General features: G+C 71.3%; 10 protein-coding genes, 1 tRNA gene and 2 pseudogenes. 5 read left to right on the forward strand and 8 right to left on the reverse strand.

Annotated elements, in window-relative coordinates; all coding sequences use genetic code 11:
• Window positions 1-38: 38 nt before the first annotated feature.
• Both AB0K51_RS30185 and AB0K51_RS30190 read right to left on the reverse strand, forming a co-directional pair.
• A complete protein-coding gene (locus tag AB0K51_RS30185; protein ID WP_363460624.1) occupies window positions 39-236 on the reverse strand; it encodes a hypothetical protein in 198 nt (65 codons plus the stop codon).
• Between the two features lie 120 nt (window positions 237-356).
• The gene (locus tag AB0K51_RS30190; protein ID WP_363460626.1) at window positions 357-542 is read right to left on the reverse strand and encodes a hypothetical protein; all 186 of its coding nucleotides are present in this window, start codon (window positions 540-542) and stop codon (window positions 357-359) included.
• Between the two features lie 328 nt (window positions 543-870).
• Between AB0K51_RS30190 and adhE the strand changes: the two genes are divergently transcribed.
• From adhE to pflA, 3 genes are read left to right on the forward strand one after another with little or no spacing between them, the layout of a single operon-like run.
• Window positions 871-3,543: a bifunctional acetaldehyde-CoA/alcohol dehydrogenase gene (adhE, locus tag AB0K51_RS30195; RefSeq protein WP_363460628.1), complete on the forward strand. Its 2,673-nt coding sequence runs from the start codon at window positions 871-873 to the stop codon at window positions 3,541-3,543.
• A gap of 24 nt (window positions 3,544-3,567) precedes the next feature.
• Window positions 3,568-5,835 (forward strand): formate C-acetyltransferase, encoded by a 2,268-nt coding sequence (pflB, locus tag AB0K51_RS30200; protein ID WP_363460630.1) that lies wholly within the window; start codon window positions 3,568-3,570, stop codon window positions 5,833-5,835.
• Window positions 5,835-6,605: a pyruvate formate-lyase-activating protein gene (pflA, locus tag AB0K51_RS30205; protein ID WP_363460632.1), complete on the forward strand. Its 771-nt coding sequence runs from the start codon at window positions 5,835-5,837 to the stop codon at window positions 6,603-6,605. The genes pflB and pflA overlap by 1 nt, the downstream gene beginning before the upstream one ends.
• A 7-nt stretch (window positions 6,606-6,612) precedes the next feature.
• Here the strand turns inward: pflA and AB0K51_RS30210 are convergent, their stop codons facing one another.
• From AB0K51_RS30210 to AB0K51_RS30220, 3 genes are all read right to left on the reverse strand, one after another.
• On the reverse strand, window positions 6,613-8,664 hold the full coding sequence (locus tag AB0K51_RS30210) for a phosphocholine-specific phospholipase C (protein WP_363460634.1): 2,052 nt from the start codon (window positions 8,662-8,664) through the stop codon (window positions 6,613-6,615).
• Window positions 8,665-8,949: 285 nt separating this feature from the next.
• Window positions 8,950-9,588, reverse strand: a complete 639-nt coding sequence (locus AB0K51_RS30215; RefSeq protein WP_363460636.1) for a pentapeptide repeat-containing protein — start codon at window positions 9,586-9,588, stop codon at window positions 8,950-8,952.
• 5 nt (window positions 9,589-9,593) lie between these two features.
• Window positions 9,594-10,760, reverse strand: coding sequence for a low temperature requirement protein A (locus AB0K51_RS30220; RefSeq protein ID WP_363460639.1), 1,167 nt, complete (start codon window positions 10,758-10,760; stop codon window positions 9,594-9,596).
• Between the two features lie 590 nt (window positions 10,761-11,350).
• On the opposite strand from AB0K51_RS30220, the gene AB0K51_RS30225 reads away from it, so the two are divergent.
• Window positions 11,351-11,424 (forward strand) — tRNA-Lys (locus AB0K51_RS30225).
• A gap of 122 nt (window positions 11,425-11,546) precedes the next feature.
• On the opposite strand, the pseudogene AB0K51_RS30230 reads toward AB0K51_RS30225, so the two are convergent.
• A pseudogene (locus tag AB0K51_RS30230) lies at window positions 11,547-11,735 on the reverse strand (tyrosine-type recombinase/integrase); the annotation flags it as partial.
• 93 nt (window positions 11,736-11,828) lie between these two features.
• Window positions 11,829-12,761, reverse strand: a pseudogene (locus AB0K51_RS30235) (site-specific integrase); the annotation flags it as partial.
• Window positions 12,762-12,833: 72 nt separating this feature from the next.
• Here AB0K51_RS30235 and AB0K51_RS30240 point away from each other — a divergent pair.
• Window positions 12,834-12,995 carry a hypothetical protein gene (locus AB0K51_RS30240; RefSeq protein WP_363460642.1) on the forward strand — a complete coding sequence of 54 codons (162 nt, stop codon included), beginning with the start codon at window positions 12,834-12,836 and terminating at the stop codon, window positions 12,993-12,995.
• A 103-nt stretch (window positions 12,996-13,098) separates the two neighbouring features.
• On the opposite strand, the gene AB0K51_RS30245 is transcribed toward AB0K51_RS30240, so the two are convergent.
• On the reverse strand, window positions 13,099-13,812 hold a 714-nt coding region (locus AB0K51_RS30245), incomplete at its 5' end, for a hypothetical protein (RefSeq protein WP_363460645.1).

Genomic DNA, 13,812 nt, shown 5'->3' on the forward strand with positions numbered 1-13,812 from the left:
GAGGGGGTCGCAGCGGCGTTCGCCGGGGTGGGGGCGGGTCAGCCCCAGGGGTCTCCCTCGGCCGTCATGTCCTCGGCGGCCTGTTCGTCCTCGCGGGCCTGTTCCGCCGCGGAGCGGGCCTTCTCGGCACCGTCGCCGAACGCGTCGGCGGCTTCGTCGTGGGCGAGGGCCGCGCGCTCCGCGGACTCGGTGGCGGGCTGGGCCGCCTTGTGGCGGAACCTGTCGAAGATGCCCATGTCTCCTCCTCGGGTGGGCCTCCCCCCGGTGTCACTCACTGTTGTCACACTACGTCGCGGAACACGCCACCGGGACGGGCCGCCGTGGGCCCGTCCCGGTGTCACGGGGTTCGCGCGGGTTCAGGCGCCCTCGCCTTCCGGCGGTGCCTGCTCCGCGGACTCCTGGCCCTCGGGCATCATGCCCTCGGCCGTCTCGCGGGCTTTCCGTTCGGCCTCCTCGGCCTTCGAACTCCCGTCAGCGAGCGCCGACTTGGCCTGCTCGGCAAGCTGCTGCGCCTTGTCCTTGAACTGGTCAGACAGGCCCATCTCTCCTCCTGGGTTCTCCGGGCAACGGGCTCCACCCACCCTCGCACCGGCCTCCCGACCGCGCACCCGGGGCACCAGGAGTACCCCTGAGCACCCGCGAAAAGACCGCCGCCGAGCCCTCACCCGTCCGGCGGAAGCCCGCGCGCCGCCCGCACCGTACGCGAACTCCCCTGCGACGCACCGGAGAAGGACGTTGGTCCCGGGCACCTCGCGCCCAACGGCCGTCGCCGCCGAACGCCGTGCCGACCGAGGCTGGAGGCGTCAAGCCGGTCCCGGCAGCGCCGCCGGGGGCGCCCGCAAGCCGCATCCCCCAGCGAGGTGAGCGCGCATGTCCCGCCAGCCGTCCCCCGAGAGCGTCGAGACACCCGCCGAGACCGAGACCGAGACCGACACCGAGGCCGCCGCGGCGTTCGCCGCCGTCGACGCGCTGGTGCGCAACGGCCACAAGGCCCTGCAGGAGTACTCCGGGTTCACCCAGGAGAAGGTGGACCGGATCGTGAAGAAGGCGTCCCTGGCGGCGCTGGCCGCGCACACCCGGCTGGCGAAGCTGGCCGTCGAGGAGACCGGGCGGGGGGTGTTCGAGGACAAGGCGGTGAAGAACGTCTTCGCCTGCGAGCACGTCACGCACTCGATGGCCCGGATGCGGACGGTCGGGGTGATCAGCCGGGACGAGATCGACGGGATCACCGAGATCGCCGAGCCGGTCGGCGTGATCGCGGGCGTCACCCCGGTGACCAACCCGACCTCGACCACCCTGTTCAAGGCGCTGATCGCGCTGAAGACCCGCAACCCGATCGTCTTCGGCTTCCACCCGGCGGCGCAGCGCTGCTCCGCGGAGGCGGCCCGGATCGTCCGGGACGCGGCGATCGCGGCGGGCGCGCCCGCGCACTGCGTGCAGTGGATCGAGCAGCCGTCGATGGCGGCGACCGGTGCGCTGATGAAGCACGAGGGAGTGGCGACGATCCTGGCCACCGGCGGCAACGCGATGGTCCGGGCGGCGTACTCGTGCGGGAAGCCGGCGCTGGGCGTGGGGGCGGGCAACGTCCCGGCGTACGTGGAGAGGAGCGCGGACCTCAAGCAGGCGGTGAACGACATCGTGCTGTCGAAGTCCTTCGACAACGGGATGGTCTGCGCCTCCGAGCAGGCGGTGATCCTGGACGCCGAGGTGTACGGGCCGGCGCTGGCGGAGTTCCGGGCGCTGAAGGCGCACCTGGCGAGCCCGGAGGAGAAGGCGCTGCTGGAGCGGTACGTCTTCGGGGTCGGGGAGGACCGCAACTGCGCGGGGGCGAAGCTGAACGCGGTGGTGGTCGGGCAGTCGCCGACGGCGATCGCCGAGGCGGCGGGGTTCGAGGTGCCGGCCGACACCTCGATCATCCTGGTGGAGGTGGCCGAGGTCGGCGAGAGCGAGCCGCTGACCCGCGAGAAGCTCTGCCCGGTGCTGGCGGTGCTGCGCGCCGACTCCCGCGGGCAGGGCCTGAAGCTGGCGACCGAGATGGTGGAGTTCCACGGCCTGGGGCACTCGGCGGCGGTGCACACGGCGGACGCGGAGTTCGTGGAGGAGTTCGGCGCCGCGGTGAAGGCGTGCCGGATCATCTGGAACGCGCCGAGTTCGCAGGGCGGCATCGGGGACGTCTACAACGCCTTCATGCCCTCGCTGACGCTGGGCTGCGGCTCGTACGGCCACAACTCGGTGTCGGGCAACGTCTCGGCGCTGAACCTGATCAACGTCAAACGGATCGGGCGGCGCAACACCAACATGCAGTGGTTCAAGGTCCCGCCGAAGATCTTCTTCGAGCGGGGTTCCATCACCTACCTGGCGGACATGCGCGACACCCGCAGGGTCGTGGTGGTGACCGACCGGACGATGGTGGAGATCGGCCACCTGGAGCGGATCCGCGGCGTCCTGGGCCGGCGCGCCGAGCCGGTGGAGGTGCGGGTGGTGGACTTCGTCGAGCCGAACCCGAGCATCGGGACGGTGGAGAAGGGCGCGGAGCTGATGCGCGGCTTCCAACCGGACACCATCGTGGCGCTCGGCGGCGGTTCGCCGATGGACGCGGCCAAGGTGATGTGGCTGATGTACGAGCACCCGGAGGTCGAGTTCGCGGACCTGAAGGAGAAGTTCTTCGACATCCGCAAGCGCGCCTTCGCCTTCCCCGACCTGGGCGCCAAGGCGAAGCTGGTGTGCATCCCGACCACCTCGGGCACCGGCAGCGAGGTCACCCCGTTCGCGGTGATCACCGATCCGGAGAGCGGGCAGAAGTACCCGCTGGCGGACTACGCGCTGACCCCGACGGTGGCGATCGTCGACCCGGCGCTGACCACCGACCTGCCGACCGCGGTGACCGCGGACTCCGGCTTCGACGCGCTGACCCACTGCATCGAGACGTACGTGTCGGTGTACGCCAACGACTTCACCGACGGGCTCGCGCTGCAGGGCATCCGGCTGATCTTCGACCACCTGGAGTCGGCGGTCGTGAACGGCCCGCGGGACCCGGTGGCCAGGGAGAAGATGCACAACGCGGGGACCATCGCCGGCATGGCCTTCGGTTCGGCCTTCCTCGGCGTGGTGCACGCGATGGCGCACACCCTGGGCGCGACCTTCCACGTGGCGCACGGGCGCACCAACGCGCTGCTGCTGCCGCACGTGATCCGCTACAACGGGGCGGCCCCGACCAAGGTGACGAGCTGGCCGAAGTACCGCAGCTACGTGGCGCCGGAGCGCTACCGGCAGATCGCCCGGATGCTCGGCCTGCCCGCCGAGACGCCGGAGCAGGGCGTGGAGTCGCTGGCCGCGGCGGTGGAGGAACTGCGCGACCGGGTGGGCATCCCCCGCTCCTTCAAGGAGGCGGGGGTGGACGAGGCGGCGTTCCTGGCGGCGCTGCCGCAGCAGGCGATGAACGCCTACGAGGACCAGTGCGCCCCGGCCAACCCGCGGCTGCCGATGCTGCGGGACATGGAGCAGCTGATGACCCGGGCGTACTACGGCGACCGGCAGGTCTGAGGACGAGGCAGGAGCAGCGAAGCGATGAGCACGCAGCAAGCGGAGCGGACCGACAGCGGCGCCTGGGAGGGCTTCCGGGGCGGCCTGTGGCGGGACGCGATCGACGTCCGGGACTTCATCCAGCAGAACTACACCCCGTACGAGGGCGACGGCGGCTTCCTGGCCGGGCCGACCGGGCGGACCAGCGGGATCTGGCGGCGGATCACCGCGCTCTTCCCCGCGGAGCGGGCCAAGGGCGTGCTGGACGTCTCCTACGACACGCCGTCGACCATCACCGCGCACGCGCCCGGCTACATCGACCGGGCGAACGAGCTGATCGTCGGGCTGCAGACCGACGCGCCGCTGAAGCGGGCGATCATGCCGAACGGTGGCTGGCGGATGGTGGCGGGGGCGCTGCAGACCTACGGCTACCCGGTCGACCCGGAGCTGGAGAAGATCTTCACGGCGTACCGCAAGACCCACAACGCGGGCGTGTTCGACGCCTACACGCCGGAGATCCGGGCCGCCCGCAAGGCCGGCGTCGTCACCGGTCTGCCGGACGCCTACGGGCGCGGCCGGATCATCGGCGACTACCGGCGGGTGGCGCTGTACGGCGTGGACCGGCTGATCGAGGCGAAGCTGGCGGAGAAGGCCTCGCTGGACGCCGCGCCGGGCGACCCGCGCACCCTGGAGGAGGTGATCCGGGAGCGCGAGGAGCTCGCCGAGCAGATCCGCGCCCTCGGCGAGCTGAAGGAGATGGCGCTGGCCTACGGCCACGACGTCTCCGGCCCTGCGACCACCGCCCACCAGGCGGTCCAGTGGCTGTACTTCGCGTACCTGGCGGCGGTGAAGGAGCAGAACGGCGCGGCGATGTCGCTCGGCCGCACCTCCACCTTCCTCGACGTCTACCTGGAGCGGGACCTGGCGGCGGGCCGGCTGACGGAGAGCCAGGCCCAGGAGCTGGTCGACGACTTCATCGTCAAGCTGCGGATCGTCCGGTTCCTGCGCACCCCCGAGTACGACGAGCTGTTCTCCGGCGACCCGACCTGGGTGACCGAGTCGATCGGCGGCATCGGCGCGGACGGCCGCCCGCTGGTCACCCGCACCTCGTTCCGGTACCTGCAGACGCTGTACAACCTGGGCCCGGCACCTGAGCCGAACATGACGGTGCTGTGGTCGCCGGCGCTCCCGCAGGGCTTCAAGGAGTTCTGCGCGCAGGTCTCGATCGACACCTCCAGCGTCCAGTACGAGTCGGACGAGCTGATGCGCCCGCGCTTCGGCGACGACACGGCGATCGCGTGCTGCGTCTCGGCGATGGAGGTCGGGAAGCAGATGCAGTTCTTCGGCGCCCGGGTGAACCTCGCCAAGACGCTGCTCTACGCGATCAACGGCGGGCGGGACGAGAAGTCGGGCGCGCAGGTCGGTCCGGAGACCGGCCCGGTCACCGCCGAGGTCCTGGACTACGACGACGTGATGGCCCGCTTCGACCGGCAGTTGGAGTGGCTGGCCGAGACGTACGTGCACGCGCTGAACGTCATCCACTACATGCACGACAAGTACGCCTACGAGCGCCTGGAGATGGCCCTGCACGACCGCGTGGTGCGCCGCACCATGGCCTGCGGCATCGCCGGGCTGGCGGTCGCGGCGGACTCGCTGTCGGCGATCCGGTACGCCACGGTGCGGCCGGTGCGCGACGCGTCGGGCCTCGCGGTGGACTACGAGATCGAGGGCGAGTACCCGGCGTACGGCAACAACGACGACCGGGCGGACGGGCTCGCGGTATGGCTGGTCGAGGAGTTCATGGGCAAGGTGCGCAAGCACCCCACCTACCGGGGCGCCGAGCACACCCAGTCGGTGCTGACCATCACCTCCAACGTGGTGTACGGCCGGAAGACCGGCGCCACCCCGGACGGGCGCCGCGCCGGTGAGCCGTTCTCGCCGGGCGCCAACCCGATGAACGGGCGCGACGTCCACGGGTACGTGGCGTCCGCGCTGTCGGTGGCCAAGCTGCCGTACGACGCGGCACAGGACGGCATCTCGCTGACCAACACCGTCACGCCCGACGCGCTGGGCCGCACCCCCGAGGAGCGGGTGCGCAACCTGGCCGGCGTGCTGGACGGGTACACCGCGGTCGGCGGGTTCCACATGAACGTCAACGTGCTGAACCGGGAGACCCTGCTGGACGCCATGGAGCACCCGGAGAAGTACCCGCAGCTGACCATCCGGGTCAGCGGCTACGCGGTCAACTTCGTCCGGCTGACCCGTGAGCAGCAGTTGGACGTGCTGGGCCGGACCTTCCACGGATCGCCGTGATGGGCGTGCTGCTCCCCGCCGAGGTGCCGGTCGGCCCGCGGACCACCGGGTCGGTGCACTCCTGGGACCTCTCGACGGGGGTGGACGGCCCCGGCACCCGGTTCACGGTCTTCCTGGCCGGGTGCCCGCTGAACTGCCTGTACTGCCACAACCCGGACACCATGCGGATGGCGGGCGGGCGGCGCACCACCGCGGACGAGGTGGTCGCGGAGGCCGCCAAGTACACCGCCTTCATCGCGGCGGCCGGCGGCGGGGCGACCGTCAGCGGCGGGGAGCCGCTGCTGCAGCCGGACTTCAGCGGGGAGCTGTTCCACCGCTTCAAGCACGAACTCGGGCTGCACACCGCGCTGGACACCTCGGGCTTCCTCGGCGCCCGGGCCGGTGACCGGCTGCTGGCCGATGTCGACCTGGTGCTGCTGGACGTGAAGTCCTGGGACGAGGCGCTCTACCGCAAGGTCACCGGGCAGGAGTTGGCCCCCACCCTGGAGTTCGGGCGGCGGCTGGCCGACCTCGGCAAGGAGGTGTGGGTGCGCTTCGTGCTGGTGCCGGGCCTGACCGATCCGGCGGAGAACGTCGCCGGGGTGGCCGGGTACGCGGCCTCGCTGGGCAACGTCTCGCGGGTCGACGTGCTGCCGTTCCACAAGCTCGGCCGGTCCAAGTGGGCGGCGCTGGGGCGGGAGTTCACGCTGGCCGACACGCCGGTCCCGACCGCCGGGCAGGTGCGGGCCGTGCGCGAGGTGTTCGCCGCGCACGGCCTGCACGCCGTCTGACGGCGGATCAGCCGGAGGCGGAGGGCGCGCCGGTCTCCAGGTGGCCGGTGAACCGCTGCGACCAGCTGGTGTCGCCGCTGACCGTCACGGTGAAGTCGTACCAGCCGTTGTTGTACGCGACCGCGTTGAAGTAGTCGCTGACGCTCGCGCCGGCGGCCACCTGGTAGCTCCAGGGGCCGTCGGTGCGGTAGTTGTTCGAGGTGATGGTGAAGGTGACCGCGGACGTGCCGCTGTTGGTCAGCTTGAACCAGACCGCGAGCTTGCCGGTGTCCGGGGCGGCCGCGTAGCTGACCGCCGCCGCGGCGGTCTTGCCGGACTTCGTGGCGTCGCCGGTGAAGCGGCGCAGGAAGCGGTTCGGGCCGACCACCGTCAGGTCGTACTTGCCGGCGCCGTAGTTGGTGCCGCAGTTGAAGAAGTCGCTGGTGGAGCCGCCCGGGTCGACGGTGTACTGCCACGGGCCGCCGGTGCGGTAGGCGTTGGCGTAGGCGGCGAAGTGGCTGGCGGCGGTGCCGCCGTTGGCCATCGCGATCCACACCTTCATCACGCCGCCGGAGCCGAACTCCAGGTGGTCCAGGTCGGCGGTGGGCTGGTACGGCAGGGCGCGGGCCGGGCGGGTGCCCGCCTCCTGCACCGGCAGCTTGTTGTCGACCGGCGCCGGGTTGGGCAGCGGGCCGCAGGCGGACAGGCCGATGGTCTGCGAGGTGTCCGGCAGCCCGGGCAGCCCGTACACCGGGTTGGCGAAGTCGAACAGGCCGGTCAGGTCGCCGCACACCTTGCGGCGCCAGGCCGAGATGTTCGGGCAGGTGGCGGGCTTGCCGATGGCGGCGGTCCACTTCTCCAGGAAGCGCAGCACCGAGGTGTGGTCGAAGGTCTCCGAGCTCACCCAACCGCCGCGGGTCCAGGGCGAGATGGCCAGCATCGGGACCCGGAAGCCGAGGCCGATGTTGACGCCGTTGTAGAACTCGCCCGCGGTGCCGGCCGGCGCGGCCGGCGGCGGGACGTGGTCGAAGAAGCCGTCGTTCTCGTCGTAGTTGAGGAACAGCACCGAGGAGTTGAAGACGTTCGGGTCGGCGTTCAGCGCGTCGATCACGTTGTGGACGAAGTGCGCGCCGTCCGCCGGGGTGGCGTACGGGTGCTCGGAGGACGCCTGGTCGGGGACGATCCAGGAGACCTGGGGCAGGGTGCCGGCCAGCACGTCCGCCTTGATCGCGGCGACGATGTCGTCCGGGGTCCGCCCGGTGACCTTGGGCACCGAGCCCATGCCCTTGACCGCGAGGGGGCTGCCCGCCGGCGCCGAGGTGAAGGCGGTGAAGTAGGCGAGCGCGTTGTCGCCGTAGTTGTCGGCGGCGTTCTGGTAGACCTTCCAGCTCACCCCGGCGCCCTCCAGCGCCTCCGCGTAGGTCTGCCACCGCAGGCCCGACTCGTCGCCGCCGTCGTACGCCGGGCCGCCCGCCGCACCGGCCGGGTCGATCTGGCCGGACCAGTGGTAGGTGCGGTTCGGGCCGGTCGCGGAGATCACCGAGCAGTGGTACGCGTCGCAGATGGTCCAGTTCTCGGCCAGCGCGTAGTGGAACGGGATGTCGGCGCGGGTCAGGTAGCCGAGCGTGCGGACGTTGCCCTTGGCGGCCACCCAGGCGTCCATCTTGCCGCTGTTCCACGCCTTGTGCTGGTCGCTCCAGCCGTGGGCGAGGTCGCCGTTGCACTGCGCCAGGCGCTCCGGGTCCGCCCCGCCGGCCGGCTTGGTCGCGCTGAACTGCCACGGGTACTGCCGCCCGGTGCCGTTCGGCTGGTTGAATACGCTGTAGCCGCCGGCGATCTGGATCGCGCTGCGGTCCCCGAAGCCCCGCACGCCCTTCAGCAGGCCGAAGTAGTGGTCGAAGCTGCGGTTCTCCTGCATCAGGATCACGATGTGCTTCGCATCGGTGATCGTGCCGGTGGTCCCCGCCACCGCCGCCTGCGCGGACTCCGTCCCCGTCGCGATACCGGTCCCCACGACGGCCGCCCCGGCCGCCGCGCTCGCCGACAGCGCCATGAACTTCCTACGACTCAGCTCCGCCACTGACCCGACCATCCTTCGGCTGCTGCGTGATGTTGTCCAGACACCTTTTGGTGCGCCGAGCATCCTCACGCAGCTCGCGGCCGCTGGCCATGCCTTTCCATCAAGGGTTGTTGGACTGTTCACCGACCCCGGGACGGGCAGACGAGGAGTGAACGACGGACTGCGGGGCTGTGGGGAGAACGGGGAACCCGCTCCGCGGAGGGGGCGGGCCGCCGGCCGGACCGGACGAGAACCCCGCACCCGACCGAAGGCCGTCGCGGAGTGAACGGCCGGGTCGGGGGGTGCTCACGCGTCCTTCACGGTGATCCCCAGGGCGTGGGCGAACTGCGGTGCGAGGTCGAGGAGTTGGTGGGTGGAGATGGTGGCGCCGCGCAGGCCCTGGTGGGCGTCGGGCAGGTGCAGGCGGGTGGCGCCGCGCAGGTCGGTGGACTTGAGGGTGGCGCCGGCCAGGCGGACCTCGTCGAGGGTGGAGCCGGGGAAGGAGACGGCGGTGAGCTTGGCCTCGCCGAAGTCGACGTCGCGCAGCAGGCAGTCCTCGAAGACCACGTCGCGCAGCACCGCGCCGCGGAAGTTGACGGCCTCGAGCTTGCACTGCCGGAAGACGGTGCGGCGGATCGCGGAGCCGTAGGCGGCGATGCCGGCCAGCACGCTGGAGTCGACTTCGGCGTCCTGCCACTCGGTCTCGGCGAGGTCGGCGCCGACCAGCCGGCTGCCCTGGATCCAGACCTCGTTGAAGCCGGCCAGCCGGAGCTTGGCGCCTTCGATCCGGACGCCGGTGAACGCGCACTCCAGGAACCGGGCGCCGTGCAGCCCGCCGGTGAGCTCGAGGTCGTCGAAGTGCACGGTGTCGTAGCGCCCGTCGGCCCGCAGCGGACCGGTGTGCCGCTCCAACAGATGGGCGTACGGCAGGTCTTCGAACTGCACGGGGGTCAACTCCTCTTGGCCTCGAGCACCGTACCGGTCGCCACGGCGAGTGCGACCAGCAGGCCGGCGGCCGGCACGCCGCCCTCGCCGATGACGGTAACCGCCAGCACCGACACCGCGGCGACCGGCAGGATCCACTGGGCGACGCCGTGCTTGACGTGGCGGGAGTGCAGGGCCCAGACGGTGATCAGGAAGAGCGCGGTGGGGACGGTCACCGCGGCGGTGGCGGCGCGCGCCGAGACGTGGGCCGAGCCGATCGCGTGGTCGACCGCCACCTCGAGCCCGGCGCCGACCGCGGCGGCCGCCGCGAAGACCAGGAAGTGGCCGTAACCCCACGGCAGGGCCTGGCGGTTGGTGCGCAGGTGGTCGTGGATCTCGTCGGCGAAGTAGATCCACCAGGCGCCGAAGCAGATCAGCAGCCCGCCGAGGGCGATCGGCAGCAGCTCGGCGACCGCCTGGTGCTCGTCGAGCGCGGTCTGGGTGGCGACGGTGGCGGCGGCGACCGTCTCGCCGAGCACGATGATGGTGAACAGGCCGTAGCGCTCGGCGATGTGGTGCGGGTGCCAGGGGGTGGGGGCGTCCTTCTCGGCGTAGAGCGGGACGGCGAGTTCGGCCAGCCCGCCGAGGGCGAAGAGCGGGACGCGGGCGTCGTGCGGGACGAACAGCAGGACGATCCAGAAGAGTTGGACGAGGGTGATGCCGGCCGCGTACCGCAGGGCGGAGGTCCGCGCCGGGCCCTCCTCGCCGCGGGCGGCGCGCAGCCACTGGGTGACCATGGCGAGCCGCATCAGGACGTAGCCGGCCACGCCGAGGCGCAGGTCCTGGTCCTCGAAGATCCGCGGCACCCCGGCGGCGAGCACCAGCACGCCGGTGATCTGCACCAGCGTGGTGAGCCGGTAGGGCACGTCGTCGACGTCGTAGGCGGAGGCGAACCAGGTGAAGTTCATCCACGCCCACCAGATCGCGAAGAACGCCATCAGGTAGCCGGTGAGCGCCAGTCCGAGGTGGCCCTCGGCCAGCGCGTGCGCCAACTCCCGTCCGGCCTGGGCGATCGCGACCACGAAGCAGAGGTCGAAGAAGAGCTCCAGCGGGGTGGCGACCCGGTGCGCCTCGCGCTGGTCGCGGGCCAGCATCCGGCGGACCGGGCGGCGGCGTTCGGGGACGGCTGTCATCGGCGGGTGCCTCCGTTGCGGGCCGGGCGGCGGCCGGGTGCGGCCGGGGAGTCGGACATCGCGATCCTGGCATCCGGGGCGTGCGGGCGCACGCACCGTCCGCGGCACGCCGATTGACCCGGTTCCACCCGTTTTGACTAACCGTCAGGCAGAGTTGACGCCGTAGTGCGCGAACCGGGTGACAGCACGGCCGATCCCGGGCGTGTGCTGTGCACGTTGTCCCGTCCGCCCCGATTGGCCCGATAGATTCCTCCCAGATGGAAGGACGACACGGGCGCTCTGCGGGCAACGCGGAAGGTCAAGGACGAGGGGTGCGGACACGGGGGCGGGCTCACCGCTGCTCCCCGTGTCCGCCTGCCCGAACTCCTCGTGATCACCGCGCTGTCCGCCGGTGCCGCCTGCCGTCCTGCCGGGTCGGGCCCGCCCCACCCCGCTCCGCGCCCGCCGCCGGGCGCACCGCTCCCGACCGCCCCTCCCCCGTCCACGAGCAGAGCTTCGACCTGCGCCCCGCCGCCCGACCACACCGGGTGAGCGGGGCGCCACGATTCGGTGGATCGGCGGCGGGCGTGTAATGTTCTCCGGGTCAGCAGGCGCCGCTAGCTCAGTTGGTTAGAGCAGCTGACTCTTAATCAGCGGGTCCGGGGTTCGAGTCCCTGGCGGCGCACAGCGAGGCAATCGCCTGACCTGGGCGTTCTTCCTTCGGGAAGGACGCCCATTGGCGTTTCTGGGCCTCGGTGCTAGCGAGGGGCTAACGACACCGTCGGCCGTTCGCACGGGCCGAGGTTGAGGCACCAGCGCCACCGACGCCTCGGCGTTCTCGTGCGCGACCTCCGGCAACACCGAGGTGTACGTGTCCGCCGTGATCTGAATGGTGGAGTGTCTGAGCATGGCCGAAATCACCTTCATACTTCCTCCAGCGGCCAAGGCCAGCGTGGCCGCGTTGTGCCGCAGGTCGTGCAGACGGATCGGCGGCAGGTAGCCCGGGTGCGGGTAGGGCCGCAGCGGCTCGTCTGGGGTCAGTAGGTACCAGGTGTGCGGGTCCACGATGCCGTTGGCCGTGAGGCCGTGCTCGCGCTGGAACAAGAACACGGCCCGGCGCAGGTCGTCATCGAAGACGGCGGACTCAGCCAGCCCGAGCGCCCTCTGCATGTCGGCCACCGCCGGACCGACGTCACCAACCCGCAGCGTGTTGGCCCGCTTGATCATCCGGGCGAAGTGCCGGCTGACGTAGTCAGGGTGAAGCGGCTTGCCGTCGGCGGTGGTGAAGACGTGGTGGGTGTCGGGCCAGGCTGTGCCCGCCGCCAGCCGTTCAGCGGCTTGCCGCACCCGGTGCCGACGCAACACCTCAACCGTGACCGAGTCGAGCGCCACGACGCCCGCACTGTCATCCTTGGGCCGGGTGGTGGCCGTCTCCCAGCCGATCTGGATGATCTGCCACTCGATGGCCAGGGCAGCCGCCTCCAGGTCTACGTCTAGCCACGGCAACCCAACGCCTTCACCTCGGCGCAGACCACGGAAGACGAGCAGGTGGTAGTAGGCGTACAGCCGGTCGTCGGCCGCCACGTCGAGGAAGCTGCCGATCTGCGGCGGCAGCCACACCGCCACCTTGGGCCGCTTGCCGGTGGCCATCCACTCGATGATCCGCTGGGGCGTCCACAGCACCGGCTTGGGCCGAGGGGCCGCCTCGATCTCCACATACAGCGCCGGGTTGTCCACGATGCGGTGCTGGCGCTTGGCGTCGTTCAGCGCGCCTCGCAAAGTGGCGTGGATGCGCGCCAGGGTGGCCGGGCCCACCGGCCGGGCAGTGTTCGCCGTGGTGGCTAGGACGGCGTCGTAGGCGGTCCGGATGTGGCTCGGCCGCAGCTTCTCCAGGTCCAGGTCGCCCAGGTAGGGCTTGAGCCGCTGCTCGATGTGGCCCCGGTAGCTGCGGCGGGTATTGGCGGCCAGCTTGCGCTTGGACTTCAACCACTCGTCCAGCCACTCCCCCACGGTCTGCCGCACCGCCAGCGACAGGCCGGCCCCCAGCCGCCGCTTGGTCTCGCTGTAGTCGGGCAGCTGGCCAAAGCTGCGGTAGTGCTCGCGGATCGTGGCCAAGGTGTCGAGCCGACCGGCGTCGTCGTCTGCCTCGGAGAGGGCCAGCAGCCGGATCGCATGGTGGAGTTCGTCGGTGGCCTCGCGCTGGGTGGCGAAGCCGCCCCTGGTGAGCTGCTGCCGGCCGTGCTCACGGCGGCCTGAGTCCGTCAGCGGCACGTCCACCACGAACGACCAGGTGCCGTGCTTCTTGGTGCACGCCAGCTTCCGACCCGCCGCGTTGTACCGCGGCGGACACTTGCAGCGCTTATACGTTGTGCCCTTCATGGCGTGCTCTACTTTCGGGCTCCTCCGAGCCCTGGCTCGCCCCCGCCTTGAGATCTTCTTCCAGCTCAGTCAGCAGCTCGCGGGTGATGTGGCCCCGCAGGGCTTGGAGTTGACGCGGCGTGGCCTCAGCCGCCCGGCTGGACAAGCGCCAATCGCGCTCCTCGGACCACGTCCGCTTCCACCGCGCCAGCGCCACCAAGTTGACCCACTCCGGCGTCGTGCCGACCTTACGGGCAACGTGGCGCTCGGCATCGCTGACCGCAGCAACGGCTCGCTCGACCAGCACCGGGTCGTTCAAACCCGACCGGCGGGCCTCGGTCAGCAGCCCAGACATCTGCTCTGGCTCGACGCTGGAGAGGCTGGCTGGCCCGGGCCCGAGGCTGTGCAGAGTGGCCTGGTCGCCCGACAGCAGCGCCCGCAGGACGGCCGCCGTGAGGTGGGCACCCGGAGCCAACTCAACGAGCTGGTCGTCCGGCCCGGTGATGAAGTCGGCCGGAGCCGCGTTCAAGGCCAAGGCGAGCAGCAGCAGCTCCTCGACCGAGAACCGCCTCGCCCCGACTTCGGCCTGGCCCACAGTGCCCCGAATCCACGACGTGAGCCCCTGCTGCCGAATGCGGGCCGCTGCTTCCTCCTGGCGCAGGCCACGAGCCTGCCGCAGGGCCTTCAGACCGGCCGCCAGCACCTCGCGCAGGGG

It is taken from the genome of Kitasatospora sp. NPDC049285, from assembly GCF_040678815.1.
GTDB lineage: Bacteria > Actinomycetota > Actinomycetes > Streptomycetales > Streptomycetaceae > Kitasatospora.

Excerpts from the sequence above, each read along its gene's own strand:
- AB0K51_RS30190 (WP_363460626.1), bottom strand. The coding sequence starts at position 542 with ATGGGCCTGTCTGACCAGTTCAAGGACAAGGCGCAGCAGCTTGCCGAG.
- pflA (WP_363460632.1), top strand. The coding sequence starts at position 5,835 with ATGGGCGTGCTGCTCCCCGCCGAGGTGCCGGTCGGCCCGCGGACCACC.
- pflB (WP_363460630.1), top strand. The coding sequence starts at position 3,568 with ATGAGCACGCAGCAAGCGGAGCGGACCGACAGCGGCGCCTGGGAGGGC.
- AB0K51_RS30220 (WP_363460639.1), bottom strand. The coding sequence starts at position 10,760 with ATGACAGCCGTCCCCGAACGCCGCCGCCCGGTCCGCCGGATGCTGGCC.
- adhE (WP_363460628.1), top strand. The coding sequence starts at position 871 with ATGTCCCGCCAGCCGTCCCCCGAGAGCGTCGAGACACCCGCCGAGACC.
- AB0K51_RS30185 (WP_363460624.1), bottom strand. The coding sequence starts at position 236 with ATGGGCATCTTCGACAGGTTCCGCCACAAGGCGGCCCAGCCCGCCACC.